The 26627-nt window shown below is 68.1% G+C and carries 30 protein-coding genes; 18 read left to right on the top strand and 12 right to left on the bottom strand.

Annotated elements, in window-relative coordinates; genetic code table 11:
• The first annotated feature begins 37 nt into the window (after nucleotides 1-37).
• Nucleotides 38-646, top strand: coding sequence for a hypothetical protein (locus tag MU521_RS06625; RefSeq protein ID WP_092688900.1), 609 nt, complete (start codon nucleotides 38-40; stop codon nucleotides 644-646).
• On the opposite strand, the gene MU521_RS06620 is transcribed toward MU521_RS06625, so the two are convergent.
• Genes MU521_RS06620 through MU521_RS06610 form a run of 3 tightly spaced genes read right to left on the bottom strand, consistent with a single transcriptional unit; the run spans nucleotide 637 to nucleotide 3652 of the window.
• Nucleotides 637-1158: a DUF2617 family protein gene (locus MU521_RS06620; protein WP_092688897.1), complete on the bottom strand. Its 522-nt coding sequence runs from the start codon at nucleotides 1156-1158 to the stop codon at nucleotides 637-639. The genes MU521_RS06625 and MU521_RS06620 overlap by 10 nt on opposite strands.
• Nucleotides 1130-2935: a spermidine synthase gene (locus tag MU521_RS21605; RefSeq protein ID WP_092688894.1), complete on the bottom strand. Its 1806-nt coding sequence runs from the start codon at nucleotides 2933-2935 to the stop codon at nucleotides 1130-1132. The genes MU521_RS06620 and MU521_RS21605 overlap by 29 nt, the downstream gene beginning before the upstream one ends.
• Before the next feature lie 6 nt (nucleotides 2936-2941).
• Entirely contained in the window at nucleotides 2942-3652 is a 711-nt protein-coding gene (locus MU521_RS06610; protein WP_092688891.1) for a hypothetical protein, read from the bottom strand.
• A gap of 234 nt (nucleotides 3653-3886) precedes the next feature.
• Between MU521_RS06610 and nadA the strand changes: the two genes are divergently transcribed.
• The 3 genes from nadA to nadC are packed head-to-tail and all read left to right on the top strand — an operon-like array spanning nucleotide 3887 to nucleotide 7398.
• Nucleotides 3887-5008: a quinolinate synthase NadA gene (gene nadA / locus MU521_RS06605; protein ID WP_175452784.1), complete on the top strand. Its 1122-nt coding sequence runs from the start codon at nucleotides 3887-3889 to the stop codon at nucleotides 5006-5008.
• Nucleotides 5009-5011: 3 nt separating this feature from the next.
• A complete protein-coding gene (locus MU521_RS06600; protein WP_092688888.1) occupies nucleotides 5012-6583 on the top strand; it encodes an L-aspartate oxidase in 1572 nt (523 codons plus the stop codon).
• Entirely contained in the window at nucleotides 6583-7398 is an 816-nt protein-coding gene (gene nadC / locus MU521_RS06595) for a carboxylating nicotinate-nucleotide diphosphorylase (protein WP_092688885.1), read from the top strand. Before MU521_RS06600 ends, nadC begins: the two co-directional genes overlap by 1 nt.
• A 1-nt stretch (nucleotide 7399) precedes the next feature.
• On the opposite strand, the gene MU521_RS06590 is transcribed toward nadC, so the two are convergent.
• Nucleotides 7400-8161, bottom strand: a complete 762-nt coding sequence (locus MU521_RS06590) for a GNAT family N-acetyltransferase (RefSeq protein ID WP_092688882.1) — start codon at nucleotides 8159-8161, stop codon at nucleotides 7400-7402.
• A gap of 139 nt (nucleotides 8162-8300) precedes the next feature.
• Between MU521_RS06590 and MU521_RS06585 the strand changes: the two genes are divergently transcribed.
• The gene (locus tag MU521_RS06585; RefSeq protein WP_092688878.1) at nucleotides 8301-8483 is read left to right on the top strand and encodes a hypothetical protein; all 183 of its coding nucleotides are present in this window, start codon (nucleotides 8301-8303) and stop codon (nucleotides 8481-8483) included.
• Nucleotides 8484-8531: 48 nt separating this feature from the next.
• The gene (locus MU521_RS06580) at nucleotides 8532-8936 is read left to right on the top strand and encodes a hypothetical protein (RefSeq protein WP_092688875.1); all 405 of its coding nucleotides are present in this window, start codon (nucleotides 8532-8534) and stop codon (nucleotides 8934-8936) included.
• Here the strand turns inward: MU521_RS06580 and gpmI are convergent, their stop codons facing one another.
• A complete protein-coding gene (gene gpmI / locus MU521_RS06575; RefSeq protein ID WP_092688872.1) occupies nucleotides 8937-10454 on the bottom strand; it encodes a 2,3-bisphosphoglycerate-independent phosphoglycerate mutase in 1518 nt (505 codons plus the stop codon).
• Between the two features lie 146 nt (nucleotides 10455-10600).
• Here gpmI and MU521_RS06570 point away from each other — a divergent pair, with 146 nt between their 5' ends.
• A complete protein-coding gene (locus MU521_RS06570) occupies nucleotides 10601-10996 on the top strand; it encodes a DUF7522 family protein (protein ID WP_092688869.1) in 396 nt (131 codons plus the stop codon).
• Nucleotides 10997-11063: 67 nt separating this feature from the next.
• The gene (locus MU521_RS06565; protein WP_092688866.1) at nucleotides 11064-12314 is read left to right on the top strand and encodes a DNA double-strand break repair nuclease NurA; all 1251 of its coding nucleotides are present in this window, start codon (nucleotides 11064-11066) and stop codon (nucleotides 12312-12314) included.
• On the opposite strand, the gene MU521_RS06560 is transcribed toward MU521_RS06565, so the two are convergent.
• Complete coding sequence (locus MU521_RS06560; protein ID WP_092688863.1) at nucleotides 12311-12652, bottom strand: DUF7113 family protein; 342 nt, start codon at nucleotides 12650-12652, stop codon at nucleotides 12311-12313. The genes MU521_RS06565 and MU521_RS06560 overlap by 4 nt on opposite strands.
• A 105-nt stretch (nucleotides 12653-12757) precedes the next feature.
• On the opposite strand from MU521_RS06560, the gene MU521_RS06555 reads away from it, so the two are divergent.
• The 3 genes from MU521_RS06555 to MU521_RS06545 are packed head-to-tail and all read left to right on the top strand — an operon-like array spanning nucleotide 12758 to nucleotide 15636.
• Complete coding sequence (locus MU521_RS06555) at nucleotides 12758-14632, top strand: ATP-binding protein (RefSeq protein WP_092688860.1); 1875 nt, start codon at nucleotides 12758-12760, stop codon at nucleotides 14630-14632.
• Between the two features lie 53 nt (nucleotides 14633-14685).
• Complete coding sequence (locus MU521_RS06550) at nucleotides 14686-15114, top strand: universal stress protein (protein WP_092688857.1); 429 nt, start codon at nucleotides 14686-14688, stop codon at nucleotides 15112-15114.
• A 42-nt stretch (nucleotides 15115-15156) separates the two neighbouring features.
• On the top strand, nucleotides 15157-15636 hold the full coding sequence (locus tag MU521_RS06545; protein ID WP_092688854.1) for a hypothetical protein: 480 nt from the start codon (nucleotides 15157-15159) through the stop codon (nucleotides 15634-15636).
• Between the two features lie 198 nt (nucleotides 15637-15834).
• On the opposite strand, the gene MU521_RS06540 is transcribed toward MU521_RS06545, so the two are convergent.
• Nucleotides 15835-17094, bottom strand: a complete 1260-nt coding sequence (locus MU521_RS06540; RefSeq protein ID WP_092688851.1) for a KaiC domain-containing protein — start codon at nucleotides 17092-17094, stop codon at nucleotides 15835-15837.
• Nucleotides 17095-17236: 142 nt separating this feature from the next.
• Here MU521_RS06540 and MU521_RS06535 point away from each other — a divergent pair, with 142 nt between their 5' ends.
• Nucleotides 17237-18067: an NAD(+)/NADH kinase gene (locus MU521_RS06535; RefSeq protein WP_092688848.1), complete on the top strand. Its 831-nt coding sequence runs from the start codon at nucleotides 17237-17239 to the stop codon at nucleotides 18065-18067.
• Here MU521_RS06535 and MU521_RS06530 read toward each other — a convergent pair whose 3' ends face one another.
• A complete protein-coding gene (locus tag MU521_RS06530) occupies nucleotides 18068-18328 on the bottom strand; it encodes a DUF8006 family protein (RefSeq protein ID WP_092688845.1) in 261 nt (86 codons plus the stop codon).
• Between the two features lie 55 nt (nucleotides 18329-18383).
• A complete protein-coding gene (locus MU521_RS06525) occupies nucleotides 18384-18608 on the bottom strand; it encodes a DUF7996 family protein (protein ID WP_092688842.1) in 225 nt (74 codons plus the stop codon).
• A gap of 102 nt (nucleotides 18609-18710) precedes the next feature.
• On the opposite strand from MU521_RS06525, the gene MU521_RS06520 reads away from it, so the two are divergent.
• Nucleotides 18711-19286 (top strand): response regulator, encoded by a 576-nt coding sequence (locus MU521_RS06520; RefSeq protein WP_092688839.1) that lies wholly within the window; start codon nucleotides 18711-18713, stop codon nucleotides 19284-19286.
• 223 nt (nucleotides 19287-19509) lie between these two features.
• Here MU521_RS06520 and MU521_RS06515 read toward each other — a convergent pair whose 3' ends face one another.
• The gene (locus MU521_RS06515; protein ID WP_092688836.1) at nucleotides 19510-19911 is read right to left on the bottom strand and encodes a universal stress protein; all 402 of its coding nucleotides are present in this window, start codon (nucleotides 19909-19911) and stop codon (nucleotides 19510-19512) included.
• A gap of 168 nt (nucleotides 19912-20079) precedes the next feature.
• On the opposite strand from MU521_RS06515, the gene MU521_RS06510 reads away from it, so the two are divergent.
• Nucleotides 20080-20448, top strand: coding sequence for a winged helix-turn-helix transcriptional regulator (locus MU521_RS06510; RefSeq protein WP_092688833.1), 369 nt, complete (start codon nucleotides 20080-20082; stop codon nucleotides 20446-20448).
• Here MU521_RS06510 and MU521_RS06505 read toward each other — a convergent pair whose 3' ends face one another.
• Nucleotides 20449-20967, bottom strand: coding sequence for an HTH domain-containing protein (locus tag MU521_RS06505; protein ID WP_092688830.1), 519 nt, complete (start codon nucleotides 20965-20967; stop codon nucleotides 20449-20451).
• A gap of 291 nt (nucleotides 20968-21258) precedes the next feature.
• Between MU521_RS06505 and MU521_RS06500 the strand changes: the two genes are divergently transcribed.
• The 4 genes from MU521_RS06500 to MU521_RS06485 all read left to right on the top strand — a co-directional run bounded on the left by MU521_RS06500 (nucleotide 21259) and on the right by MU521_RS06485 (nucleotide 25391).
• The gene (locus tag MU521_RS06500) at nucleotides 21259-21426 is read left to right on the top strand and encodes a DUF7331 family protein (RefSeq protein WP_175452783.1); all 168 of its coding nucleotides are present in this window, start codon (nucleotides 21259-21261) and stop codon (nucleotides 21424-21426) included.
• Between the two features lie 88 nt (nucleotides 21427-21514).
• Nucleotides 21515-22468 carry a bifunctional 2-dehydro-3-deoxygluconokinase/2-dehydro-3-deoxygalactonokinase gene (gene kdgK1, locus MU521_RS06495; protein ID WP_092688828.1) on the top strand — a complete coding sequence of 318 codons (954 nt, stop codon included), beginning with the start codon at nucleotides 21515-21517 and terminating at the stop codon, nucleotides 22466-22468.
• Between the two features lie 127 nt (nucleotides 22469-22595).
• Nucleotides 22596-24335, top strand: coding sequence for a pyruvate kinase (gene pyk, locus MU521_RS06490; protein WP_092689328.1), 1740 nt, complete (start codon nucleotides 22596-22598; stop codon nucleotides 24333-24335).
• Between the two features lie 84 nt (nucleotides 24336-24419).
• Nucleotides 24420-25391, top strand: a complete 972-nt coding sequence (locus MU521_RS06485; protein ID WP_092688826.1) for an ROK family protein — start codon at nucleotides 24420-24422, stop codon at nucleotides 25389-25391.
• A gap of 63 nt (nucleotides 25392-25454) precedes the next feature.
• On the opposite strand, the gene MU521_RS06480 is transcribed toward MU521_RS06485, so the two are convergent.
• Entirely contained in the window at nucleotides 25455-26621 is a 1167-nt protein-coding gene (locus tag MU521_RS06480) for a Cdc6/Cdc18 family protein (protein WP_092688823.1), read from the bottom strand.
• Nucleotides 26622-26627: the final 6 nt, after the last annotated feature.

Below are 26627 nucleotides of genomic sequence, written 5' to 3'. Positions count from 1 at the left end.
CCCGCCGCCGTCCCAGTGGTAACCGATCCGCCCTGCCATGAGTTCCGCACCCGAGTCCGGCGAGTACGAGGCGACGGTCGGCGGCGACCGCGAGAGCGTCGACGCCGGCACCGTCGAGAGCCTGGCCGTCACCGGCGAGCGCTGTGCCGTCGACGTGACCCCGGCGGCCGACGAGTTCCGACTCGCGCTGGCCGGCGACCACAACTCCGTCCGCGTCCGCGGGAACGACGAGACAGTGGTCCTCGACTGCACCGGCGACCGCAACTCGCTGTCCCTGGGCGAGGAGATGTCGCTCCGGCGGGAACGCGACGAGGGCGAGGCGAACTCGATCTCACGGGAGTCGTTCGAGACCGAGAGCGAACCCGACCTCGTGCAGACGACCCGCGACGAAGCCTACGCGGGGCTTGGCTGGTTCGGGTTCGATCTCGTCTCCTACCAGACCGAGATCGAGCGCGACCACTGCCAGTACTGCGGTCACGACGCCGAACGCGTGATCGAGCGCCGCGAGGAGAAGGTCCTCCGTCTGTTCGGGCTGACGTTCACGCTCAAAACGGTCGCCAGTTCCGACGAGTGTTCGTTCTGTCGGGTGTCCGCGAACGCCAGCGTCGACCTCTCGGACCGGGAGCGCCGGGAGATCTACCGCTGATCGACCGGTGAGTCGGCGTCGGTCGCGTCGTCGGTCCGCTGGAGGTCCGTCCTGGAGTACACCAGACAGCCGTGCTCGGGGTACGTGTGATACGTCTCGTAGCCGTCGCCGTCGACCGCGATGGCGGTGTAGGCGTCGGGTTCGAACTCGTGGGCCAGCTCGAAGTCGTGCCCGCCGGGGTAGGTGTCGATATCGCGGATCGCGACGGCCGTCTCGGCGATCACCGACTCGCCGGCGTAGCGGAGTCGCCGGTCCTCGCCCTCGGGCAGGGGGAGTTCGGCCACGGCGTCGTGGGAGAGTGATTTACAGGAGATGATCTCCCGGAACCCAAGGTCGGGGGCGTAGACGTAGTGGGAACTCCCGATGACGGCGACCTCTGCGGGCGTGCCACAGAGGCCGACGGTGGTCTCGGCGAAGACGGTCAGGCGGTCGCAGTCGGGGCTGTCGCTCCCGAAGCCGACGAACAGCCGCTCCGTGTGGACCTCAGGGTCCGTAGTCGACGATGATGTCATAGTTCGGGTGGAAGACGCTGTTTGGAGCCACGCCGCGGAAGGATGGGACCGGCCGCCACTCCCGGGCGGCGTAGCGGTCGCGGTACCGGTCGAGGTAGGGGCCGCCCGAATCGAGGTCGAGGTCGGGCGTCGGCCCCGGCGAGAAGGCGTAGAACTGTTCGCCCCGTTCGGCCTGGCCGTCGCCGTTAGCGTCCCCGTAGGCGTGATAGGAGAGGTACGACTCGAAGCCGGCGGCTTCGACGGTCGTGAGGTACGCACTCCGGTGTCGGGGGAAGCCGTAGCGGGAGTACGCCCACGTGACCGCCAGCCCGTCGTCGGTGAGGTGCTGCCGGACCTGGCGGTAGAACTCCGTCGAGTACAGATGCAGCAGGTCGTCGCTGCGCGCGCCGGGCAGATCGAGCAGGATCAGATCGTATCGGCGGTCGGTCTCCCGGAGGTACGCGTACCCGTCCTGGCGGTGGACCGTGAGATTCCCGTAGCGGTAGGCGTCGTCGTGGTACCGCTGGAAGAACGGGTGATCCTTCGTGTACCGCTGGAACTCCCGGTCGGGATCGACCATGTCGACGGTCGCACCGTGGTCGCGAAGGTAGTTGACGGCGATCCAGTCGCCGCCGCCCAGCAGGAGGACGCGGTCGTCGGAGAGGTTGCGCTCGGCCAGTGGCTCGAAGGCGGCGGGCACGTCCACGAGGCCGTGGTGGTACGACTCGACCCAGCTCTCACAGAGCTGGATCGCCGCGTCCAGTCGGAGACAGGTCTCGGGGCCGTCGGGGAACGGGTCGGTCGCGCCGGACCCGGTCCACTCGCGCTCGTAAAGGACGATATCCTGGTACCGGGTCGTCCGGTGATCGGTGATCGAGACGGCCATGTTCCGGCCGGGGTACTCGTCTTCGATGCCTTCTTCGAGGTACAGCGTCCGAAGTTCCGACTCGACGCGGTCATCGGCCGCCAGCGCGCCGGCGTAGGCCGTCGAGGCGACGACACAGACGACCAGCAACGCCCGGACGCCGGTACCGAAGGTGACCCCTGGCCCGGCCGACGAATCGCCGGCCGGCCGGTCCCGGTACAGCAGGTAGACGGCGAGGGCGGCCGCCGCGTTCAGGAGGCCGAGGACGAACACCGCGGCGATCAGGCCCAGCGAGGGGTACAGCACCAGCGCGTAGGTGACCGTCCCGACGAGGCTCCCGAGATAGTCCATCCCGAGGATCGCAGAGAAACTCCCGTCCTCACCTGCTTCTCCGTCGATGGGTCCTCCGGGGTCGGAGATCCGAAAGAGCAGACCCAACAGACCCCTCGCGAGTCGCCGGGAGCCACGACCGAGCGAACCGACGACGGCGAGCGCGCCGAGGTCGGCGTCTACCTCGGCGTCGGCGAGGTCCGTGAGGAAGGGAATCTCCAGGCCCGAGAGGATCCCGACGACGACGATGGGGAGGTGTGACAGCCACAGCGCGACCGTCTCGGCGACGAGTTCGACAGTCTGGGAGCCCGGGACGGGGACGGAGTTGACGGCGACGATGAAGACGAGTCCGAGCGGGCCCGCCAGCGCGAGATACACCTCCAGGCGGAAGAAGTTCGCCGGGTCGTCGTCGACGTAGCGGTAGGCGAAGGCACCGATGCCCAGCGAGAACAGGAAGAGGCCGATGGTGATGGAGTAGCGGACGACCGTGCCCCCGAAGATCACCGTCAGCAGTTCCGAGTAGATAAGTTCGTAGACGATGCTACAGAAGGCGACGACGAACGTGAGTCCGAAAACCGTGCTGCGTCTGGAGGGCGTCGTCACGACGGCTCAGTCCGACGTGTTCAATCGGGGCTCGACTTTCCACTTTTCGTCGATCTCGTACTGGCCGCCGCTCTCGACGACGTTCAGATCGACGGCCGACCAGCCCAGGTCGCGGTCGGCGTTCTCGGCCTGGAGGTTGGCACCGACGCGGTACCAGCCCTCGCGGAGGTCGCGTTCCCAGCGGACCTGCTCGCCCGCGTCGACGCTCTCCATCCGCGCGTCCCAGTTGCCCGGCGGTCCGGCACCCGGGAGGTTGTCCTCGTCGTCGGTGGGCCCACCGACGCGGGCGAAGGCCACCGCGGGGATGGCGACCTGATACATCTCGAGCTGACTCTGGTGGTTGTCCCGCCAGTCGTCGTCGTCGTCCTCCCCGTGCCAGATCGCGCGTCCGTGCGCGCCATGGGGCGCGCCCGCGTAGGAACCTCTGCTCCCGCGGCCGGCGGCACCACGGCCTTTGGCCGCGCGAGCGACGCCGACGGGTGCGAGCGATCCGACCGCATCCGCGGCGACAGCGTTGTTGCCGTCCGTGGCGGCGGCCTCGGCCTCGGGATCGCTCTCCAGCGGAACGACCAGCGCGTTCGGGGCCACCTCGATCGGTTCGAACACGTCCGACTTCCGCGGTGGCGGCAGTTCGCTCGATCCGAGCAGGCCACAGCCGGCCAGACTCGTCGCGCCGAGGGCACTTCCCGTCGCAGCGAGGAACTTGCGGCGGTCCATATTTGTTTGTCGTCGTGTCAAGTTGTACTTTAATCCTACTGTTCGGTCGAACGTCGAATTTTTGATACCGAGATCCAATCGTGAGCCGCTGAAGTGCTGTTCCAGACGAACAGCACCCGACCTCCGGCAATATCTGCATGAAATTCCACCGGTATCGCACATTGAAGGCAAAATCTTTTCAATACTGGATACCGTACGATATACAACACCAATCGGGTGGTCTACGTGCCGGAAATGGAAACAGCGCAGTTCGAGACGGACCTGAGTCTCTTCAAGTACGACAACCTGGAACAGCTCCCGCCGGCCTACCGGGACCTCGACGAGGACGAGCGCACCGAGCGCATCGAGGCCGCCCTGGCCGAGTTGGGTGACGACGTCGTCATCCTGGGACACAACTACCAGCGCCGCGAGATCGTCGAGCACGCCGACTTCGTGGGCGACTCCTACCAGCTGAGCAAGGAGGCGGCCAACGCCGACGCCGACTACGTGATCTTCGGCGGCGTGACGTTCATGGCCGAGTCCGCGGACATCATCACCGACGACGATCAGTCGGTGATCCTCCCGAGCATGGAGGCGTCCTGTCCGATGGCCGGGATGGCCGAGGCCCTGCAGGTCGACGCCGCCTGGGCGGAGATCACCGCCGAGACCGACGACGACATCATCCCGATCACGTACATGAACAGCTACGCCGACCTGAAGGCCTTCTGCGCCGAGCAGGGCGGCCTGGTCTGTACCTCCTCGAACGCCCACAAGGCCTTCGAGTACGCCTTCGAGAAGGGTGACAAGGTCCTGTTCCTCCCCGACAAGCACCTGGGAGAGAACACGGCCCACCGGCTCGACATGGCCGAGGAGATCGTCGAGTGGGACCCGTGGGACCCGGAGGGCAAAGACGCCAGCGCCGCGGCCGCGAACGACATCATCCTCTGGGACGGCTACTGCCAGGTCCACGAGCGGTTCCGTGCGAGCCACATCGAGGACCTCCGGGAGGAGCGCCCGGACGCCAACGTGGTCGTCCACCCCGAGTGCCGCCGCGAGGTCGTCGAGGCCGCCGACGTGGTCGGTTCCACCTCCACGATCTGTGAGACCGTCGAGGACGCCGACCCCGGCGACACCTGGGCCATCGGCACCGAAATCCACCTCGCCAAGCACCTCGACCGCTGGCATCCCGAGGTGGAGGTCCTGCCCCTCTGTGGTGACGCCTGCATGGACTGCAACGCCATGCGCCAGATCGACCCGAACTACCTGACGTGGGTGCTGGAGGAACTGCTCGAGGGCCGCGAGCGCAACGTCATCGAGGTCGCGCCCGAGGAGAAGGAACTCGCACAGGTCGCGCTGGACCGGATGCTGGAGATCTGATTCATGACTGACCACAACGAGACAGACGTACTCGTCGTCGGCTCCGGCATCGCGGGCCTCGCGAGCGCGCTGGCCGCGGCCCGCGGGGGTGCGGACGTAACCGTCGCCACGAAGGCCACCCGCCCCGAGGGTGCCTCCTCGTGGTGGGCACAGGGCGGCATCGCCATCGCCCGCGACGACCCCGAGCAGTTCAAGGCCGACATCCTGGCGGCCTCCAGCGACACGGCCGACCCCGACGCCGTGGACGTGCTGGTCGAGAACGCGAACGAAGCGGTCGAGGACGTGCTCCTGGAGACGCTCGACGTCGAGTTCGACACGAACGGCGGGACCGAGGACGACTTCGACTTCGGCCGCGAGGCCGCCCACTCCTCGAACCGCATCCTGCACGTCGACGCGTCGACGGGCAAGCATATCCACATCCCCTTCCTGAACTACCTCGCAGACCACGACGACGTCACGATCCGTGACGGCACCGCCGCGCTCGAACTGATCCGCCACGAAGGACGGGTCCACGGTGCGGTCCTGGAGTCGGACGGGGACTTCGAGCCCACGTACGCGGGCGCGGTCGTCCTCGCCACCGGCGGCATCGGCGACCTCTACCCGCGGACGACCAATCCCACCGGATCGACCGGCGACGGCATCGCCATGGCCGCGCTCGCGGGTGCCGACGTGACGGACATGGAGTACGTCCAGTTCCATCCCACTGTGTGTGTCGCGAGCGAGGCGCGGAGCGCCTCGGACCGTAGCGGCGAAGCCGCGGAGGAAGGCCCCTTCCTCGTCTCCGAGGCCGTCCGCGGCGAGGGCGCGGTCCTCCGGAACGGGGACGGCGAGCGGTTCATGCCCGACTACCACGAGGACGCCGAACTCGCGCCACGGGACGTGGTGGCCCGGGCGGTCAAGACGGAACGCGACGCGACGGGCGAGGTGACCCTCGACGTGTCGCCGCTGGACTTCGCCGGCGAGTTCCCCGACCTCGTCGAGAAGTGCGAGGATCACGGCGTCGACTGGACGGACGGGATCCCGGTCGCGCCCGCCGAACACTTCCTCTGTGGCGGGATCGACGTGGACGACCGCGGCCGGACCACGCTGGACCGCCTCTACGCCGTCGGCGAGTGTGCCCGCACGGGCGTCCACGGTGCGAACCGGCTGGCTTCCACGTCCCTGCTGGAGGGACTCGTCTGGGGTCTGCGCGCCGGCGACGACGCGGCCGGGCGCGAGGTCGAAGTGATCGAAGCGCCCGAACTGCTCGAACGCGACCCGGAACTCCCCGAGCGGTTCGCCGAGGAGAAGTTCCACCGGCTCCGGCGCGTGATGGACGAGTACGTCGGCCTGGAGCGCGACCCCGACGACCTCGGGCGTGCGATGGCGGTCCTGCGCCGGCTGAAGGGTGAGGTCGACGCCTACACCCGGACCCGGACCTCGCGGTCGCTGTACGAACTCCGGGCGGCCAGCGTGACGAGCCTCCTGATCGCTCGCCAGGCCGCCGAGAACGAGGAGTCTGTCGGCTGTCACCACCTCGTCGAGGAAGCGAGCGCGGACGGGGACCAGGCACCAGAACCGCGGGCCGACGACTGATGATACCCGACTCGACAGTCGAGGACTGGCTCCAGGAGGATCTGGGCCACCACGACGTGACCAACGAGGTCCCGGGGGAGACGACGGGGCGACTCGTCGCCAGGGAACCCGGAATCGTCGCCGGTCTGGACGTCGCCTGTGCCGTCTTCGAGTATCTGGACGTGACCGCCGAGCGCGCCGCGGAGGCCGGCGACCGCGTCGAGAGCGGCGGGACCGTCCTGCGCGTGGCGGGCCCCGCACGTGAGGTGCTACGTGGCGAGCGCGTCGCGGTCAACCTCGCGGGTCACGCCTCCGGCGTCGCGACGAAGACCCGCCGTGCGGTCGAGGCCGCCCGGGAAGTCGACGACGGGGTTGCTATCGCCGCGACCCGCAAGACGACGCCGGGCCTGCGCGGAGTGGAGAAGCGCGCGGTCGTCGCCGGCGGCGGCGATACCCACCGGCTGGACCTCTCGCACATGGTGATGGTCAAGGAGAACCACGTCGCGGAGATGGGGCTGGAAGGAGCCGTCGAGCATTTCCGCGAGCGCGCCTCCTTCGCCACGAAGATCGAAGTCGAGGTGGAGCGGCCAGAGGACGCGCCGCGGGCGGCCGACGCCGGCGCGGACATCGTCCTGCTGGACAACATGCGCCCCGACGAGACCGCCGAGGCCGTCGCGAAACTCCGCGAGCGCGACGACGACACGCTGGCGGAGGCCTCGGGCGGCATCACAGTCGCGGACGTACCCGACTACGCGGCGACGGGTGTGGACGTGATCTCGCTGGGGTCGCTGACCCACTCGGCGGACACGCTGGATTACTCGTTCCGGACTGGGTAAGTCACCCGCTGTGGACGGGCTCGGGCCCACCCAGATCCGCGGCGAGCATGATCTCGTCGACGGGTTCGCCGTCGATCTCGAAGTGGCCGTTCCGGACGGCCTCGATGCGCCAGCCGTTCTCCTGGAGGAAGGAGACGGCCAGATCGTTCGTCTCGGGCAGGGAGTTGTACACGCGCCGACAGCCGTTGGCGCGGGCCCACTCCATCCCGCGCTGGAGGAGGTGGCTCCCGATGCTGTACCGCCGATACTCGACGAGGACGCCGACGGTCATCTCGGCGGTGTGGGAGAGTTTCGCCAGGCTGGGAATTTCGACCTGGCACCAGCCGACGACCTCGTCCTCGACGGTGGCGACGAAGAACACGCGGGTCTTGCCGGCGTTGTTCCGGAACAGCGCGTCCTCGTACTCGAGTTGCTCCGCGACGCTCTCGGCGACTAGGTGCTCCTGCTGGTCGGCGACCTCGCGGACGACGCCGAGCAATCCCGTCGCGTCGGCCTTGCACGCCGGTCTGATCTCGTAGTGCAGCCCCGCCGTCTCGTGTTCTTCGCTCTCGCCGCAGTCGAGCCGGACCCGGAGGTTCCCGTCGTCGGTCTCGCGGACGTACCCGTCCCGTTTCAGGATCGAGACGTGATGCCGGAAGGTTTCGGGGTCGATACCGACGTGTTCGGCGGCCTCGCTGGTGTCGACGGTCCCGTGACGTTCGACGTAGCGATAGATCGACATCCGGTCGTCGTCGTCGAGGTCGAAAGAGCCGAACGGGCTCATTTCTCGACGTATAGGGACTCCCGGCCTATACAGCTTACTACCGTCTGACAGGATTTGATACTCGGATGGGACGGAACTGGAACACGTCACGCAGGCGGGTTCACCAGTCAAGCCGTCGTAGTGCCGGCAGGTGATTCGCATGGATCCGAGATTGCTCGCGGGCCCGGCGACGCTGATGCTGGGTGCGGTCGTCGTCGGCATCGAACTGCTTGGGCTGATCGAGAGCGCGCCCGTCCTCTTGTTCCCTGTCGGCGTCCTCGCGCTGGCCGCGGGGACACTGCTGGTCGGGACATCCGGAACCATCCGTCGACAGGCGGCCTGACCGATCCGCTCCCGGTCAGTTAAGTGGCCCGGCCCGCTCAGGGGGCACATGGCCGACAAAACGGGTTCCCGGGGGCTCGGCGTGGCAGTGGTACGGCTCGGTCTCGCCGTCACGGCCGGCGGGAGCCTCGGCGTCGTGGGGTACGTCGTGTTCCCCGATCCGCTTCCGGGCCTGCTGGCGGGGCTGGCGACCGCCGCCGGCATCTTCCTGCTGGTCCCGCTCCTGCTGGTCCCGGAGCAGGTGGCCCGCGGGACGAGTGCCCGCCGAACCGCCGGCGTCGATCCGATTCCGGCCGGCGTCGCCCTCGCGGGGAGCGCACCGCTCGTTTTCGTCGGGATGTTTCTCTCGGGGTCGGTCGCGCTGGCCGTCGCGCTCGGCCTGCTGGGTGCCGTCTCGGGCTACCGGCTCTTCGCCGCGGCCGTCCCCGACGAGATGCCCGATCCGGCCGAGTGATCACTGAAGCAGTGACTCGCCGGTCATCGCGTCGGGTTTCTCGATCCCCAGCAGCGACAGCATGGTCGGGGCCACGTCCGCGAGCGTGCCGTCCGTTCTGGCCGTCCGGCCGCCGTCGGTGCCCTCGGCGTCGAGATAGACGAACGGAACGGGATTGAGCGTGTGGGCGGTGTGGGGGTTCTCGACGGTGCCCATGTCGTCGGCGTTGCCGTGGTCGGCGGTGACGAGGGCGGCCCCGCCCGCCGCGTGGATCGCGTCGACCAGCCGCCCGACCTGTTCGTCGACGGCCTCGACGGCGGCGACGGCGGCGTCGAAGTCGCCGGTGTGGCCCACCATGTCCGGGTTCGCGTAGTTGAGGACAAGGGCGTCGGGGTCCTCGGACCGTATCAGCGAGACTGCAGTGTCGGTCACCTCGGGCGCGCTCATCTCGGGTCGCAGGTCGTAGGTTGGCACGTCCGGGCTCTCGACGATCTCGCGGATCTCGCCGGGGAACTCCACCTCGCGACCGCCGTTGAGGAAGTACGTGACGTGGGCGTACTTCTCTGTCTCGGCGATGCGCAACTGGGTGTGGTCGGTGTCCGCGAGGACCTCGCCCAGCACGTCTTCGGGCTGGTGGGGCGGGTACGCGACCGGCAGGTCGAAGGTCTTGTCGTACTCGGTCATCGTGACCAGCCGCGTCTCGGGCGGGTCGGTCTCGAACGCCCAGCCCGGGTCGATGTCGGCCAGCATTCGGGTGAGCTGGCGGGCCCGGTCCGAGCGGAAGTTGAAGAAAATCACTGCGTCGCCATCAGAGAGAGCGGGTCGTCCCTCGATCAGCGTCGGCTCGGCGAACTCGTCGGTGGTGTCCCGGTCGTAAGACTGGGTGACGGCGTCGACGGCGGTGTCGGCGGTGTACTCGGCCGCACGGTTCACGATAGCGTCGTAGGCTTTCTTCGTCCGTTCCCAGTTCTGGTCGCGGTCCATGGCGTAGTAGCGGCCGGAGACGGTGGCGACGTGGCCGGTGCCCCGGTCATCGGCGTGGGCTTCGAGCGAGGCGAGGTACTCCTCGCCGCCCGTGGGCGCGGTGTCCCGGCCGTCAGTGAAGGCGTGGGTGACGGCCTCGGCGTCGCGCTCGGCGGCGATGTCGATCAGCGCGTGGAGGTGTGACTGGGCGGAGTGGACGCCGCCGTCGCTGACCAGTCCCAGGAAGTGGACGCGACCGTCGTGTTCTCGGACGTAGTCGAAGGCGGAGTTCAGCGCCTCGTTGTCGCCGAGGTCGTCCTCGCGGATGTCGTCGGTGATCCGGGTCGTCTCCTGTTTGACGACGCGGCCGGCACCGATAGTGAGGTGGCCGACTTCGCTGTTGCCCATCTGTCCCTCCGGGAGGCCGACCCGACGGCCGTGTGTCTCCAGCGTGGTCGACGCGCCCTGCTCGCGGAAGCGGTCGACGGTCGGGGTGTCGGCGGCCCGCACGGCGTCGCGGGCCGATTCGTCGGGGTTGAGACCCCAACCGTCGAGGATGACCAGACCCACCTGCATACGCGAGGGGTCGCCACGGTGCGGTAAAGAGGCGTCGGACCTGCCCCGGTCTCAGGGTTCCGGCGGACGGGGCGAGCGCGTCCCAGCCCCCGGCAGGAGTATCGGAGACCACCGACGTTATATAACAGGACAGCCAGGCCTAACGCATGGAGACGACCATCGTGGACGAGGCCTTCGCCGAGAAGTTGGTGACGACCGCACGCACGGCGGCGGGTGACAGCCTCCGCTCTCTGACCTACTTCACGCGCTCGAACTTCGAGCAACTGTATCTCCGCGATGACCTCGAACGCGACGCCGACCTGGACAGCTTCATCGGCCACGAGTGGCGCGGGTTCAAGAACACGACCGACGCCTACCGGGGCACCGAACTCGGCGAGTACCGCTACACCATCCGCGTCTTCGAGAACGGCTTTCTCCTCCGGGTGACCAGCGACCGCGACGGCGTGTTCCTCACTACCGACGGCGCGACCATCCGCGACTTCAACTCCTACGTCACCGCGATCAAGGAAGTGCTGGACGACAAGACCGGCCGCGACGAGTAGGCCGACCGCCCCGACACCGCCCGTCGGCCCCGGACACTTTTGCCGTCCCCATCCGTTCGACCGGGTAATGACGCTCGACCCGGTGCATTTCGACGGGATCGCCCAGCTCGCCGGCCGCATCGAGAGCGGTGTCGACGCCAGCGACCACCGGGACCTCGCGGGCACCGTCTGGGCCGACTTCCTCGACCCCCTCTACGACGAGGGCACGGCCATCCTCGAACCGCTCGGCGACCAGCGCTGTCGACTCGTCGACGTCGAGGACGCGGCGCTGATGGAGTCCCCGTTCCCGACCCAGCACGGCCTCGACTCGGGGACGATCAACCCCACGACGTTCAAGAACGGCCTCGTCATCGACGTGGCCCAGGCCGCGATGGCCGCCGTCCCCTCCGATCTGGACCTGCATCGGGGCCGCACCATCGTCAGCACCGTCCACTCCAACGACGGCACCGTCGACGTGACCGAGGACGACTGGAGCCTGTTCGATCAGGGGTACGGCCGCGGGCGCATTTTGCAGGCCCCCCGCGTCGACCGCTTCGAGCAGACCGTCGTCCACGCGCTGGCGCTCTATCTCGCCGAGAGCACCCACGCCAAACTCAACGCCGACGTGGTGGAAGACCTCCTGATCCTCGACGGCCCGATCTACCCCACCGGCCTGCTGAAGTGGACCGACCAGGACCCCACGCTCGCGGAACTGCTCGTCGAGGACGAGCGCCCGCGGGACGTGGTCCAGCACTACGTCGACCTCGTGGAGCGGTTCGTCGGGCGGGACGTGCCCCTCGTGGGCTTCGTCAAGAGCACGGCCTCGAAGGCGATCACCAGGACCGTGCGTCGGAAGACCGCCGCGCCGTGGGTCAACGACGCCGCCCTGTTCGAGCAGATCCTCCGGCGCACCGACGACGACGGCGAGACCGACACGGACGTACTCACGTTCACCAACTGGTTCGTCTCCCGGGCCGGCGCGGACTGCCCCCTCTCCGTCGAGAGCGACCTCGATCTGGACCTGGAGAAGGCACTCGACCCCGAGGCCTACGAGGTCACCTTCTTCGTGATCTACGACCCCCGCGAGGAACTGGTCTACCGCGTGGAAGCGCCCTACGCGTTCACGGAGGACGAGGCCCTGCGCGAGGAGTTGACCATGCAGATCGTCTCCGACGTGGCCGCACGCACCGGGCCGCCACTGGCCGTCGAGAAGGCCGACGAACTGGCCCGGATCAGCAGGCAGGAGAAACAGGCGCTCCAGCGCCAGCTGGAGGAGACCTTTTCGAGCGACCGCCAGCGCGAGTACGACGACGTGCGCTGGGAGGGCGCTGAGTTCTAGTGGGCCTCGGCTTCGGTCTTCGTGACCTCGATCTCGACTTCCTCGGCGTCGACGCCGACGCGGGCGAACTGGGTGCGGACGTGTTCCTCGGCGGCCTCGATGGCCCGTTCGCGGGTCTCGAAGCCGTGGGGCATCGGGGACTCGAAGGCGACGTTCAGTTCGCGACCGGCGATACTGGTCCGCTGGCCGCCGCTCTCGACCTCGTAGAACGAATCGCAGATCCAGACGTACGGGGCGTCCTCGTCGGGCGCACCCTTGAACGACGGCGGGGACTCGCCGCGCTCGTACAGCGTGCCGGTCAGGTCCGTCCCCCCGGCGGAGCCTCGAATGAGCAACATAGCCGTAAGTACGCGACCGGCGGGCAAAAAGCCCGCGTCGCCGGTGATCGGTGCGACCCGGTCGCGGGGGAAACGTGTTTGACCCGCCGGGCCGATGTGGCTGGTATGTCTGATCTGGGCGATTTCACCGATTTCGACGGGAGCGGGGACGAGGCGTCCGGCGGCGGCACCGAGGACGAGTCGGCCACCGACGAGACGCCCGACGAGGCCGAGACGGCGAGCAAATCGGCCGCGACCGAGGACGCGGGAACACCCGACGACGAGACACCGGAGTTCGAGACGGTCGACGTGTCGCCCGCGGGGACCGACCGCGGCATCGGCGTCCTCTCGGCCTCGGAGGGGCTGACGATCAGCGAGGACCCCGACGACACCGAACTCCGGGCCTACGTCACCGTCGAGAACCGCTCGACCGTCCGGATCGGCAAGTACCTGCTCGTCCCATATCCAGACGGCGAGCGCCTCTTTTGCCGGATCACCGCCCTCGAATACGCACAGGAGTTCCGGACCGACGACGCCACCGAGATCCACGCCCGCCGCGCGATGCGCCAGCGCGGCATCGACGAGCAGGATTTCAAGTTCATGGCCACGCTCGAACCCGTGGCGGTTCTCTTCGAACAGGACGGCGAGTTGAAACGGCGGATGACCGACCGCGTGCCCAAACCCGAGACGGTGGTTCGGCCCGCGACGGACAAGTCGGAGATCAAGACCGGGTTGAAGATGCCCGAGGACGGCGTGTTCCTCGGTCATCTGGCCGTCGGTGGCGAGCGGGTCCGGACCGCCGCCGAACCGCCGACCATCGACTACCGGCTGAAAGACGACTACGACGCCGGCGATCCCCTCGTCTTCCGGCACACGCTCGTCGCCGGCGGCACGGGGTCGGGGAAGACCCACGGCTCGAAGAACATTTTGCGGCAGTACCTCAGCGAGGACCGGACCTATCCCGTCGAGTCCGGCGAGGACCGCGAGGTCCAGGCCGCCGTCGTCCAGTTCGACCCCCAGGACGAGTACGCCCAGATGCACGACGACAACCCAGGCCTGGACGACGACGACCGCCGACGGTTGGAGCGGGAGGGCGTCGCCTACGGCGGCCACGACGACACCATCGCCTTCGTCCCGAAGGTCGACGGTGCGACCTACGCCGCCGACCACCACCGCGCCGAGCAGGTGGCGTTCACCATCCCCTTCTCGATGGTGCGGGGCAACCCCTGGCTGGTTGCGGGGAGCGGTCTCAACGACAACCAGTACGGCGGCCTGCGCTACCTCCTGAACCGGTTTTTCGACAACTACGGTGCCGAGGGGACCTACCAGCAGTTCGTCTCCTTCCTCGACGACCCGGCACTCAAGGAGGAACTCGACGAGAGCGGACGCGTCCACGAGGCGACGTTCGACGCCATCCGCCGCCGCGTCCGGGGCTTCGGCGACGTGTTCGATCAGGACGCTCGACCGATCACCGAGCAGATTCACGAACTCGTCCGGCCCGGGGGACTCACCGTCGTTCCCACCTACCACATCAACGACACCCGCACCACGGAGACGATCGTCCTGGCAGTCTCCAGCCTGCTGGTCGACCAGAAGCTCTCGAACGACCCGCGCTACGACCGAATCAAGGAGACGCCCCTCGTGGTGGGCATGGACGAGGCCCACAACTTCCTGACCGACGCCGACAGCGTCCAGGCGGGCAAGGTCATCTCGAAGTTCACCGAGGCCGCAAAACAGGGTCGGAAGGAACGGCTCGGCCTCTTTCTGATCACGCAGGACCCACAGGACATCGCCGAACCCGTGTTCAAGCAGCTCAATACGACTGTGGTCCTGAACCTCGGCGACGAGGACGCCATCTCGGCGGTGAACATCCCGTCGAACCTGGAGGCGAAAGTCCCGTACATGGAGAAAGGCCAGATGGTCGTCTACTCGCCGGACAACTCCGAACCCGTCGAGTTGATCGGTCTGCCAGTCTGTGTGACCAAGCACGGGCGGGACTGAGCGCGGCGGTAGACAGCCGTACACCTTTGTCGCGTGCCATGTTACCTTCAACCATGGAAAAGCGCATCCTGGTTCCCGTCGACGGCTCCGAGCAGTCCCGGGAGGCCTGTGACTTCGCCATGCGGGAGCATCCGGACGCGGAGTTCGTGCTGTTGCACGTCATCAACCCGACGGAGGCGGGGTACAGCGCCGGCGCGTCGTTCCCGGCCGCGTCCGAGGAGTGGTACGAACACGCCAAGGAAGAGGCCGAGGAGTTGCTCGAAGCCCTGGAGGCGGAGGGCCGCGACCTCGACGCGGCCATCACGACCGATACGGTCGTCGGCAAGCCCGCCCGCGCTATCGTCGAGTACGCCGGCGAACACGAGATCGACCGGATCGTGATGGGGAGCCACGGCCGCTCGGGAGTCACTCGCATCCTGCTCGGCAGCGTCGCCGAGAACGTCGTCCGGAACGCGACGATTCCGGTGACGGTCGCGCGGTGACGCGCGACAGAAACACTTACCAGGACCAAGCGACGCCCGACCATGCGACGGCGTGCCCTCCTCGCCGCGGCCAGGACCGGCTGTATCGGGTTTGGTGGGTGTCTCGGTGATAGGAGCGACGCCACACCCGACCCATCGACGAAACCCACGTCGACAACGGACGCCGATCCGATCACGGCAGCGGCACCGACCGTTGACTCTGGTTCGACCGGAACGTTCGAGTCTGCCGAGGACATCGGAATTTCGATCGCGAACTACAGCGAACCGACCAGAACGGTCACCGCGACCGTCACCGCCGACGGAGCGACGATCTTCGAGGACAGCGCGACACTGGCGACCCGCGAATCGACGATGCTCGACCCCGGCATCGACGAGAAAGGCGGGTGCGAACTGATCGCCGAGACCGACGGCGGTAGACGAGACAGTCTTCCGGTTCGTATCGGCGAGTACCACCTCGAAGCCGGGTCGAATTCCGTCGTTCGAATTCGACCGGAGTGGTTCTCGGTGAAGATCGAGCAGTAGCGGTGCTGCTAGCGCACGAGCACAGCAGTCGCACGCGAGCGACCGTAGCGTCGCGAGCGGGCGGAACCGGCCCGAGTGACCACGCGCGCCCACGGCGCGCACGGGAGGGAGGGCCGATTTTTGTCGCAGCTTTTTGCCCGACCCTTCGAGCGGGCGGCGAGAATCGCCGTCCGCTCGTACGGGAGGTGCAAAAAGATGCTAGAAGATGTTGGCCTGCTGGTACACCGAGATCCCCTCGCCGGTGATCTCGTAGGGCTTGGTCTCCCGGGAGTGGTTGGCGTTCCGGATCTTCTGGATCTCGACGGCCATACGAGTCTCGCGGGTCTCCTGGCGGACGTACCGCAGGTGGAAGACGGCGTCGGTCAGGTACTCGATGATGCCGTGGCGGGAGGCGTACTCGTGGGACTCGCTGGCCTCGGAGGTGAGCATCGTGGTGACGCCGGCTTTCTTCAGCGAGCGGGTGAAGTCGAACACCTGCGTCCGGCGCTTGGCCTGGTTGTCGTACATCATCTCCAGCAGGGAGACGGAGTCCAGCACGAGGCGGTCGGCACCGAAGTCCTTGATGAGTTGGGGGAGTTCGGCCTGGATGTTCTGGAGGCTGTTGGCCATCTCGACGGGGTCCAGGTCGATGATGGCGAGGTTGTCCTCCGCCTCGTGCTCGGCGAAGTTCCAGTCGCGCTCGTCGGCGGTCGCCATGATCGCGTCGTGGCTCTGTTCGAGCGTGATGAAGACGGCCTTCTCGGTGTCGTCTCTTTCGAGGCCGTGGTGGAGAAACTGGAGCCCGAAGGTGGTCTTCCCGGTCCCGGCCGAGCCGATGGTGACGATGAGGTGGCGGCGCGGGATACCACCCTGAATCATGTCGTCCAGACCCTGAATCCCCACGTCGAGGCGGGGGATGTCGGACTCGAAGTCCTCGTCGTCGAACTCGCTGCCGCCGCCGCCACCGCCGCCACCGCCGCCGGCCGATCCGAACGCGGAGGCGAAGTCGTCGTCGAACAGTTCGCCGTCGTCGCCGCCACCGCCGCCACCGCCGCCACCACCGCCGAAGGGGCCGCCGTCGTCACTGCTCCCACCACCGCCAAAGGGACTGTCCGCGTCGCTATCGCCGCCGCCACCGCCGAACGGGCTCTCGTCGCTCGCGGTGTCGGTCTCACCGCCACCGAAGGCCGCGCCGTCATTGCTCTCACCGTCGAACGGACTCTCGCTTTCGTCGGCGCTGCCGTCGCCGAAGCCGCCGGCATCGTCGCCCTCGAAGGGACTGTCGCTCTCGTCATCGAACGGAGCGTCACCGCCAGCGTCGTCACCGGACGACTCGTCGCCGTCGTCACCGAATGCGTCGCCGAACGGCGACTCCTCGTCGGCTGCGGCATCCTCGTCGTGTCCGTCGTCAGCGGTCTCGGCGTCGTCGCCGTCTCCCTCACCGACGGCGCTCTCGAACCAGTCGTCGTCCTCACTCATGAGTGACTCACTGACGGCCGGATGGCCATACCCGACCCTGGGTATGCTTCGTGATTAATGTTGCCCGGGCCTCACGTCCCGATACGCCCGCCCGGGTCGGGTCCGCCCGGTTTATAGTGACCCGTTGCCAAACCCGAGACGGATGAACGTCGGCATCGTCGCCCAGCGGGACAATCCCCGCGCCGCCGCGCTGGCCAGCGAGATCCGGACACACCTCGACGACGAGGGCGTGCCGACAGTCGTCGACGAGACCACCGCCGCGCACCTCGGTCCCGACGCCGAGGGCGTCTCGGTCGACGCGATGGCCGGCCGTGACCTGGTAGTCAGCATCGGCGGTGACGGCACCTTCCTCTTTGCCGCCCGCGGCGCGGGGACGACGCCGATCATGGGCGTCAACCTCGGCGAAGTCGGGTTCTTGAACGCGGTCTCGCCCGACGTGGCCGTCGAGACGGTCGACGAGGTCGTCCGGGAGATTCGCGAGGACGGTGGGGCCGACACCCGGTCGATGCACCGACTGCAAGCCCGCGGCGACGGCTGGACGATCCCACCGGCGATCAACGAGGTCGCCGTTCTCGGGTCACAGCGCGGGCACGGACAGGGCGTCGACCTCGACGTCACGGTCGACGGCGCGACCTACACCGAGGGTCACGCCGACGGCGTGTTGATCGCGACCCCGACCGGCAGCACCGCGTACAACCTCAGCGAGGACGGTCCGCTCGTCCATCCCGACGTGTCCGGGCTGATCGTGACCGAGATGGCTGGCGAGTCCGAGATGCCGCCGCTGGTGGTCGACATCGACAGTGAGATCGAAGTGACCGTCGAGAACAGTGAGCGAGCAGTAGTCGTCGGGGACGGGCGGACGAGCGAGGCAGTGACGCCGCCGGCGACGGTCACGCTCGAACGGGCGGAAAAGCCTGTCAGAGTTGCGGGGCCGCCGCTGGACTTCTTCGCGGGACTCGGGAAACTCGACTGATTATCGTTTGGCCGTGATGTAGACCATCGGGGCCAGCACGAGCAGGGCGATACCCAGGAACTTCCAGTGGGGTTTCGCGAGCATGCTCTGGGGCGTCAACAGGAATAGAAGTCCAAACCCCAGGAACTGCATGGCGTAGACACGCTGGGACTTCAGCGGCAGGGCAGCCAGGGCGGACAGGATAAAAATCGCCAGCAGCGCCTGCCCGACGTTGTACTGGAGCAGGAAGTTGTCGATCACCTGCAGTGGTAGCGCGAGCATTCTTGGCTAGGACTGACCCTGTAGCGGCCTAAAAACTTCCGTTACTCGCCCACGGTCACGCGGGACCGGTCAGGTCTAGCGGACGGACCCAGACGTACCAGAGAAGCAGGACAGCGCCGACGTATCCCAGGACCCACACCAGACTGCCGAGCGTGCTGTAGCCGGCCGCCCCGAGTGCGTAGTTGGCGAGTCCGGGGAGGACGACGCCGCCGCTCAGAACCAGTGCGAACTTGGCTTTCTCGGACAGGCCCGTCGCCGCGTCGGTCTCGTGGCCACTCATATCCGAGTTCAGGGGCCGGACCGGTGTGAATGGTTTGGTTCGGCGGCGTCGGTGTCAGGAAGCGGGCAAAATTATAACTCGCCGCTGCGAAAGGGACGTAGTATGGGGAACGATTCGGCGGCGGCGACGGTCCTCGTCGTCGACGACGAGACGGAAGTCGCCGACGTGTACGCGCTCAAAATCGAGCGTGAGTACGACGTCCGGGTCGCTTACGGCGGACAGGAAGCACTCGAGAAGGCCGACGGCGTCGACGTAGTGTTGCTCGACCGCCGGATGCCCGACGTCTCGGGTGACGAGGTCCTCGCGGAACTCCGTGACCGTGAGGACGACTACCGGGTTATCATGATCACCGCCGTCGATCCCGACTTCGATATCATCGAGATGCCGTTCGACGACTACCTCTGTAAACCGGTCGAGAGCGCCGATCTCCTCGGCGCGGTCGAACAACAGCTCGCGGCCGACGCCTACGACGACCGGCTGACCGAGTACTACGAGGTCACCTCGAAACTGGCCCTGCTGGAAGCCGAGAAGACGCCCCAGGAACTCGATGAGAACGAGGACGTGGCGGCGTTGCGGGAACGGGCCGACCGGCTCGAAAGCGAGATGGCCGAGTCACTGTCGGACTTCGAGGACTTCGAGCTGGCCTTTCGCGACATCGGCCGCCAACCGGGTGGGTGAGACGATCAGAAGAAGCCGTGATGCCGCCTGAGGAACGGCATCGCGGCAAAGCTGGCACGTGGTGCTTGCGGGACGGCTGTTGAGGGAGACGTGGGCGCGTCTCCCGCCGGTGAGAATCGGAAGCGATGAACCACCCACCCACCGGCAAGCGATAATATAGTCTCTTCCTGGATTAAATTTTACCCGGAAATGATCGGTTATTTAAATAGGTGTCCGGTTCCCGTCAGGCGTCGTCGTTCCGCCGACAGACCAGCACGGACCGATCGGCATCCAGCAGGACGCTCTGGGTGACGCTCCCGAACAGGACTTTGCCGGTGGGGGACCGCTTGCGGCCGCCGATGCAGATGAGGTCAACGTCGTCCTCGGCGGCCACGTCGAGGATGGCGTCGGCCGGACTCCCGGATTGTTCGTCGAGTGTCACGGAATAGCCGACGTCTTCGAGGTGGGACTCGACCCGTCGGGCCGCCTGCAACTGCGTGATGGACGCGCCCGAGGGGTTGTCGGTAAAGGAGTGAAGGACGGTGACGTGGACATCCTCCGGGCCGCCCGGCAGGTCCTCGACCGCCCGGGCCTGTCTGAGTGCGCGGTCCGCGTCGGTGTCGATAGGCATCAGTATCTCGTACATATCACCTCCCTGGCCCGGCAGTGTGTTAAATCGGGGTGCAACGTATCAGATTCTGAGAACTGGGGGGCGAGAATCACCGGTCGAACCCGGCAGGCTACTCGAACGGTTACCCACGACAACCAGGTATTGGGACGTAACTATATGACGGTGGACGTACAGGGTTCGAGTATGAGCGACGACGACCCCATCGAGATCTGGTGCGCTGGCGAGGAGTGGTGTGCGGTGACCGCGACGGCCTCGTTGATCGGGAAGAAGTGGCATCCGGTCATCGTCGACCGGTTGCTCGAGGAGGGACCGCTGGGATTCAACGCGCTGAAAGACGCGGTCGACGGAGTGTCGAGCAAGGTGCTGTCGGACAGTCTGGAGGACCTGGAAGAACGCGGGATCGTCACACGCTCGGTGGTCAGCGAGAAGCCGTTCCGTGTCGAGTACGCGCTGACCGAGCGCGGCGAGGAACTCGCGCCGGTGATCGAGGCGATGCGTGAGTGGGGCCGTGACCACCTCGTGCCCGCGCCGGACGAGGGGTCCCCGGCCTGATCACTCCTCGGCTTCCTCTGCGATCAGTTGCCCGTTGCCGTCGGCTTCGAGCGTCTCGGTGACGGTCGTGCTGTGCTCCAGGGTGTCGAGGCGGTCGGTCACGGTGCAGACGCCGTCGCCGTCGCTGCAGGGGGCGACGAACGCCAACTCGCCGTCGTGGTACTCGGCGAACGTGAACATCGGCAACACGAGGGCGACGTAACTCTCCTCGGTCATCTGCGAGGAGACCCGCCGCGTCTCGAAGAAGGAACTGATCGAACGGTCCGTGTCCGCGGCCCAGTCGCGGAACCGTTCGACGCGGTCCAGCACGTTCTGGCCCGCGTCGGTGCGTGCGGCAGCCGTCGAGAGGCTGACCTGCCGTCCCCAGACGTGAACGGAGAACTCGTGGATTTGCCCGGTGTCCGCGAGTCGTTCGAGGCGTTCGATCACCGCTTCCTGGCGGCCGTGCCCGGCACGGGGTGTGAGTGACCGAACGTGGAGATCGACGGTGACCCTCTCCGCAGTAGTCTCAGTTGTCATTGTACCCGGGTGTCCATACCAATCAATTTACTGAATTATAAAGATTTGGGCGCGAGAAATAAACGCATGACGTAGTAAGTATCACCGAGTTTCAGTGCCAAGAAACCATCAACGGACGCCCGCACGCGAGTGGCGCGCTCGCTACCCGGTCCGGCTCCGGCCTCGACCGCCGCTCCCGGCGAGTATCGGTAGCTGAAACCCGACGGTTACCTGGCGCTCACCGACTTACCGTGTGGTGTGGTAACACTTAACATAGTAGGCGTCCTACATCTATCCGAAGGGGGAATCACGATGGCACGAGCACCTGTCGACGACGCGGACGCCGAACGAGACGCGCCAGTAGCCGCCGGCCAGCTCGTAGAGCTGGACGCCGCCGAGGGCGTCATCATCTACGACCGGCACAACCACCGCGCCTGGCTCCAGTCCGACGGCGCGGTGTCGGTCACCGACCGGCGCTGAGTGCCTGTGGGTCGACGACCGCGGCCCGACCAGCCGCTGGACCCCCTCGTCTCGCACCTTTTTGCTCGCGGCCGGCGACAGTGTGTCCATGCCGGAACTCGCCACCTTCGGAGAGACGATGTTGCGCCTGTCCCCGCCCGGCGACCAGCCGGTCGAGACGGCCGGCACCTTCGCGGTTCACGCCGCCGGAGCCGAGAGCAACGTCGCCGTCGCGGCCCAGCGCCTCGGCGTCGAGTCGACCTGGCTCTCGAAACTCCCGGACTCGCCGCCCGGTCGCCGCGTGCTGGCCGCGCTCCGCCAGCACGGCGTCGACCCCGCCGTCGTCCTGACCGAGGAGGGCCGGCAGGGGACCTACTACCTGGAGAGCGCCGACCCGCCGCGCGGGCGGACGGTGACCTACGACCGCGAGGGCGCGGCCGTCCGGACCGCGACGGCCGCGGAACTCCCGACCGACCTGATCGAGCGCGCCGACGCCTTCCACACGACCGGCATCACGCCCGCGCTCTCGGACACGCTGGCGACGACGACCACCGACCTGCTCGAACTGGCTCGCGAGGCCGACACGACGACCGCGTTCGACCTGAACTACCGGTCGAAGCTCTGGTCGCCCGAGGCGGCCCGGGAGACGGTCACCGACCTGCTGGACCGCGTCGACCTGTTCGTCGTCGCCGACAGGGACGCCGAGACCGTCCTCGGACTGGCGGGGTCACCGGTCGAGACGGCCGAACGGCTCGACGCGGACTACGACTTCGAGACGGTCGTGGTGACCCGCGGCGACGAGGGCGCGGTCGCGGTCCACGACGGCCAGACTCACGAACAGCCGGCGATCCCCGCGAGCGACGCCCACCCCGTCGGGACCGGCGACGCCTTCGTCGGCGGGTTCCTCGCCAGCCGTCTCCAGGGCGGAACCGTCCCGGACGCACTGGCCTACGGCACGGCGACGGCGGCACTGAAACGCACGGTCCCGGGCGACATGGCCGTCGTCACGCCCGAGGCCGTCGAACGCGCGCTCGCGGACGAGAGCGGGCGGATCGAGCGGTGACCACGCGAGGTAGCCGGCCGGAACGGGGACCACTCGGTCACAGGAGTGGTCGGCACGGCCCACAGAAGCTAACCGCCCGCGGTGAGAACCACCGGGGAGAACCGTGGGCAGCGACCACACCGAATCCATGCGCAACGCAAAGATCGTCTGTACCATCGGCCCGGCCTCGGACAGCCGCGAGCGACTGCGCGAGTTGATCGAGGCCGGGATGGACGTGGCACGGTTGAACGCCAGCCACGGCACCCCCGCGGACCGCCGCGAGGCCATCGACCGCATCCGCGAGGTCGGCGGCGAGCTATCCGCCCCCGTCGCCGTGATGTACGACCTCGCCGGCCCGGAGATCCGGACGGCCCCCACCGAGGACCCGATCCACGTCGAGACCGGCTCGACGGTCCGTTTTTCCGTCGGCGAGACCGCCACACCCGAAGAGATCGGGCTCTCGGCGTCCGTCGCGGCCGCCCAGCCCGGCGACCGCGTGTTGCTCGACGACGGCCGCATCGAGACCGTCGTCGAGGACAGCGGCGAGGAAGCCGTGACCGCCCGTGTCGAGGACGGCGGCGACCTCGCCGGGAACAAGGGCGTCAACGTCCCCGGCGTCGATCTGGGCCTGCCAGTCGTCACCGAGCAGGACCGCCAGGACATCGCCGTGGCCGTCGACCGGAACGTGGAGTTCGTCGCGGCCAGTTTCGTTCGCAGCGGCGCAGACGTGTACGAGGTCGCCGAGGCCATCGACGACGAAGGGGGCGACATCCCCGTGGTCGCCAAGATCGAGCGCGCTGACGCGGTCGAGAACATCGAGGCCATCGCCGACGAGGCCGCGGGCGTGATGGTCGCCCGCGGCGACCTCGGCGTCGAGTGTCCAATGGAGGAGGTCCCGCTGATCCAGAAACGAGTGATCCGGCAGTGCCACCGCGCGGGCGTCCCGGTCATCACCGCGACGGAGATGCTGGACTCGATGATCCACGAGCGCCGGCCGACCCGCGCGGAGGCCTCCGACGTGGCCAACGCCGTCCTCGATGGCACCGACGCCGTCATGCTGTCGGGCGAGACCGCCATCGGCGACCACCCCGTTACCGTGGTCGAGACGATGGATCGCATCGTCCGGGACGTGGAGGGCAGCGCGGAGTACGCCGAGTCACGCGAACAGCGGGTTCCGGCGGCGGGCGAGAGTCGGACCGACGCGCTCGCCCGGTCGGCGCGCTTTCTCGCCCGGGACGTGGGTGCCAGCGCCATCGTCGCGGCCTCCGAGTCGGGCTACACCGCCCGGAAGGCCGCCAAGTACCGCCCGGACATGCCCATCGTCGCCGCGACGCCCAGCGAGCGAGTCCGCAGACAGCTCTCGCTGTCCTGGGGCATCCGGCCCGAGTACGCCAGCTACACCGAGAACGGGGCCGGCGCCGTGATCCAGACGGCCGTGCAGTCGGCCATCGACGCGGGCGTCGTCGACCCCGGCGAGACCGTGGTGGTACTGGCGGGCATGATGACCGAACTCGACGGGCTGGACACCGCCAACACCCTCAAGATCCACGTCGCCGCCGAGACCCTCGTGTCGGGCCGCTCGGTCGTCGACGGCGTGGTGTCGGGCCCCGTCTTCCACGTCGGAGATGGCGACCTCGCCGGGATGCCCGAGGGTGCCATCCTCGCCGTCCCGGCCGAGTTCGACGGCGAGTTCGAGGGCGACCTCTCGGCGGTCGGCGGCATCGTCACCGGCCACGAGGGCGTGACGGGGTACGCGGCCATCGTCGCCCGCGAACTCGGGATCCCGACCATCGCGGACGCGGACCTCGCCGGGGTCGAGGCCGGCACCGACGTGACGCTGGACGGCGAGCGCGGCGTGGTCTACGCCGACCGGATCACGGATCGGTGACCCACCGTGTGCCGGTCGGTTGCGGGGTGACTCCTCGGCGGGAGCGAGCGAACGGTCTTAAGTGCGCGCCGGGCCACCGTTCGGGTGAGAATGTACGCGGGAGTGGACCTCGGGGCGACGAACCTCCGGGCCGTCGTCACGGACGTGGAGGGGCGGATCCTCGGCCGTGACCGGCGCTCGACGCCCCAGAACGAGGGGGGGATCGCCGTCACCGAGGCCGTCCTCGACGCCGTCCGGGCGGCCTGCGAGGCGGCCGGGACGACCACGACCCGGATCACCGCCGTCGGGATCGGCTCTATCGGCCCGCTCGACACCGCCGCCGGCGCGGTCGAGAACCCCGTGAATGTCGCCGGCGCGGACCGGATTCCGCTCGTCGGGCCGGTCCAGAATCTCGTCGACAGCGACGCCGTCTACCTCCACAACGACGCCAACGCCGGGGTGCTGGCCGAACGGTTCTACGCCGACCACGCGCCCGACGACATGGTGTACCTGACCATCTCCTCGGGGATCGGCGCGGGCGTCTGTGTCGACGGCACCCTGCTCTCGGGGTGGGACGGCAACGCCGGCGAGGTCGGCCACGTCGCGCTCGATCCGGAGGGGCCAGTGACCTGTGGCTGTGGCGGCACCGGCCACTGGGAGGCCTTCTGTTCCGGCGAGAACATCCCCGAGTACGCCCGGATACTCCACGAGCGGGAGGACGTGGCGACCGACCTCCCGCTAGAGGGCGACGGGTTCGACGCGGCAGCCGTCTTCGACGCGGCCGGTGCGGACCCGCTGGCCGATCGAGTGATAGAGCGGCTGGCCCACTGGAACAGCCACGGCATCGCCACCATCGTCCACGCTTACGCGCCGATCACGATCTCCGTCGGGGGCGCGGTCGCGCTGAACAACCCCGAACTGGTCCTCGATCCCGTCCGCGAGCGCCTGCCCGAGCTGGTGGTCTCGAACGTGCCCGAAATCAGGCTGACAGAGTACGGCGACGACATCGTGGTGAAAGGGGCAGTCGCGAGTGCGATGACCGCCGGCACTGGTGACCGGGGGCGAATTCGGAGATGAGCCCCTGCGCCAGTGTCGGCGCAGGTGGCACTGGTGACCGGGGGCGAATTCGGAGATGAGCCGTCAGTTCCCGGCCCGGCGGTCGTAGAGTCGGCGGAAGACGGCGGTCGGGAAGCGGGGTTCGACGCGGCTGGGCGGCCGGCCGTGATCGCCGGCGGCGTCACTGCGAACCCGTTCGACGATCCCGGTTTCGGCGAGTTCGTAGAGGAATCGCTTGATGGTCCCCGGGGAGAGGTCGACCCGGGCGGTGATGGCGTCGGTGGCGGCGTCGACGGAGGCCCGCTCGTCGTCGGCCAGATCCACGAGGACGCGGCAGACACGCTGGCGGTTCTCGGGGAGCGCGACGACCCGGCCGAGCGCACAGGACGGGCGGGGCACGTCGTCGATGGCGGCGGTGGTGTCCTCGCCGTGGATGCGCGAGCGGTCGGCCGCGGCGGCGCGGTCGGCGGCCCCGAACAGCGCCGCGAGGGCGTCGTGGGCGTCACCGTCGGCCCAGTCGGCGATCTCGCGGACGCCCTCGTGTTCGACGGCCCGGTCGGCCAGCCCCGCGGAGGCCCGACTCGTCAGCAGGTCCGCCAGCGCGTGCCGGCGGTAGGCCGGAATCTCGATGCACTCGGCCGGGAGCGACGCCTCGACGGCGGCCGGTTCGGGTCGGCCCACGGCCATCCACGAGAGGCGGGACAGCGGCGAGAGGTGATCGGCGACGGTCGCCAGGTCCGGCGTCGCGGGTTCGCCGACGTGATCGACGGCGACGACGACCGCGCGGCCGCCGGCGAGTTCGCGGGCGAGGCGGTCCCGGAGCCGGTCGGTTCCGACGCCGCGGGCCGGGACCTGCTCGTCCACGAGGGCGTCGAGGATTGTCCGATAGAGGCCGAAGGGGCTGTCGGCGGTTCGTGCGTCGACGGCGACGAACGCGAGGTCGCCGCCGGTGCTGGCGCGGGTCGCCGTGTGAATTACGGTCGACGAGCCGGTGACCTGCGTCGAGAGGTGATCGAACAGCGCGGTCACGACCGCCGACTTGCCGGCACCGGCGGGCCCCCAGACGTAGGCCTCGGGCGGCAGGTCGCCGTCGAAGACCGGATCGAGGGCGTCCAGCAGGCGTTCGAGGATCGGCCCCCGGCCGGTCGGATCGGGGACGTGCGAGACGGGACTGATGGCGTCGTAGTCGCGGATCAGCGGTGTGTCACCGCTACTCTCCCGCCGTCGCCGGATGCGTTCTGCGAGGTCCATGTGGGG

Source organism: Halorientalis regularis, from assembly GCF_023698535.1.
In the GTDB taxonomy this organism is placed as follows: domain Archaea; phylum Halobacteriota; class Halobacteria; order Halobacteriales; family Haloarculaceae; genus Halorientalis; species Halorientalis regularis.
This window is presented reverse-complemented; position numbering and strand designations above follow the sequence as displayed.

Coding starts and splice junctions, on each gene's coding strand:
- MU521_RS06625 (WP_092688900.1), top strand. CDS start 38: ATGAGTTCCGCACCCGAGTCCGGCGAGTACGAGGCGACGGTCGGCGGC.
- MU521_RS06620 (WP_092688897.1), bottom strand. CDS start 1,158: ATGACATCATCGTCGACTACGGACCCTGAGGTCCACACGGAGCGGCTG.
- MU521_RS06610 (WP_092688891.1), bottom strand. CDS start 3,652: ATGGACCGCCGCAAGTTCCTCGCTGCGACGGGAAGTGCCCTCGGCGCG.
- nadA (WP_175452784.1), top strand. CDS start 3,887: ATGGAAACAGCGCAGTTCGAGACGGACCTGAGTCTCTTCAAGTACGAC.
- MU521_RS06600 (WP_092688888.1), top strand. CDS start 5,012: ATGACTGACCACAACGAGACAGACGTACTCGTCGTCGGCTCCGGCATC.
- nadC (WP_092688885.1), top strand. CDS start 6,583: ATGATACCCGACTCGACAGTCGAGGACTGGCTCCAGGAGGATCTGGGC.
- MU521_RS06590 (WP_092688882.1), bottom strand. CDS start 8,161: ATGAGCCCGTTCGGCTCTTTCGACCTCGACGACGACGACCGGATGTCG.
- MU521_RS06585 (WP_092688878.1), top strand. CDS start 8,301: ATGGATCCGAGATTGCTCGCGGGCCCGGCGACGCTGATGCTGGGTGCG.
- MU521_RS06580 (WP_092688875.1), top strand. CDS start 8,532: ATGGCCGACAAAACGGGTTCCCGGGGGCTCGGCGTGGCAGTGGTACGG.
- gpmI (WP_092688872.1), bottom strand. CDS start 10,454: ATGCAGGTGGGTCTGGTCATCCTCGACGGTTGGGGTCTCAACCCCGAC.
- MU521_RS06570 (WP_092688869.1), top strand. CDS start 10,601: ATGGAGACGACCATCGTGGACGAGGCCTTCGCCGAGAAGTTGGTGACG.
- MU521_RS06565 (WP_092688866.1), top strand. CDS start 11,064: ATGACGCTCGACCCGGTGCATTTCGACGGGATCGCCCAGCTCGCCGGC.
- MU521_RS06560 (WP_092688863.1), bottom strand. CDS start 12,652: ATGTTGCTCATTCGAGGCTCCGCCGGGGGGACGGACCTGACCGGCACG.
- MU521_RS06555 (WP_092688860.1), top strand. CDS start 12,758: ATGTCTGATCTGGGCGATTTCACCGATTTCGACGGGAGCGGGGACGAG.
- MU521_RS06550 (WP_092688857.1), top strand. CDS start 14,686: ATGGAAAAGCGCATCCTGGTTCCCGTCGACGGCTCCGAGCAGTCCCGG.
- MU521_RS06545 (WP_092688854.1), top strand. CDS start 15,157: ATGCGACGGCGTGCCCTCCTCGCCGCGGCCAGGACCGGCTGTATCGGG.
- MU521_RS06540 (WP_092688851.1), bottom strand. CDS start 17,094: ATGAGTGAGGACGACGACTGGTTCGAGAGCGCCGTCGGTGAGGGAGAC.
- MU521_RS06535 (WP_092688848.1), top strand. CDS start 17,237: ATGAACGTCGGCATCGTCGCCCAGCGGGACAATCCCCGCGCCGCCGCG.
- MU521_RS06530 (WP_092688845.1), bottom strand. CDS start 18,328: ATGCTCGCGCTACCACTGCAGGTGATCGACAACTTCCTGCTCCAGTAC.
- MU521_RS06525 (WP_092688842.1), bottom strand. CDS start 18,608: ATGAGTGGCCACGAGACCGACGCGGCGACGGGCCTGTCCGAGAAAGCC.
- MU521_RS06520 (WP_092688839.1), top strand. CDS start 18,711: ATGGGGAACGATTCGGCGGCGGCGACGGTCCTCGTCGTCGACGACGAG.
- MU521_RS06515 (WP_092688836.1), bottom strand. CDS start 19,911: ATGTACGAGATACTGATGCCTATCGACACCGACGCGGACCGCGCACTC.
- MU521_RS06510 (WP_092688833.1), top strand. CDS start 20,080: ATGAGCGACGACGACCCCATCGAGATCTGGTGCGCTGGCGAGGAGTGG.
- MU521_RS06505 (WP_092688830.1), bottom strand. CDS start 20,967: ATGACAACTGAGACTACTGCGGAGAGGGTCACCGTCGATCTCCACGTT.
- MU521_RS06500 (WP_175452783.1), top strand. CDS start 21,259: ATGGCACGAGCACCTGTCGACGACGCGGACGCCGAACGAGACGCGCCA.
- kdgK1 (WP_092688828.1), top strand. CDS start 21,515: ATGCCGGAACTCGCCACCTTCGGAGAGACGATGTTGCGCCTGTCCCCG.
- pyk (WP_092689328.1), top strand. CDS start 22,596: ATGCGCAACGCAAAGATCGTCTGTACCATCGGCCCGGCCTCGGACAGC.
- MU521_RS06480 (WP_092688823.1), bottom strand. CDS start 26,621: ATGGACCTCGCAGAACGCATCCGGCGACGGCGGGAGAGTAGCGGTGAC.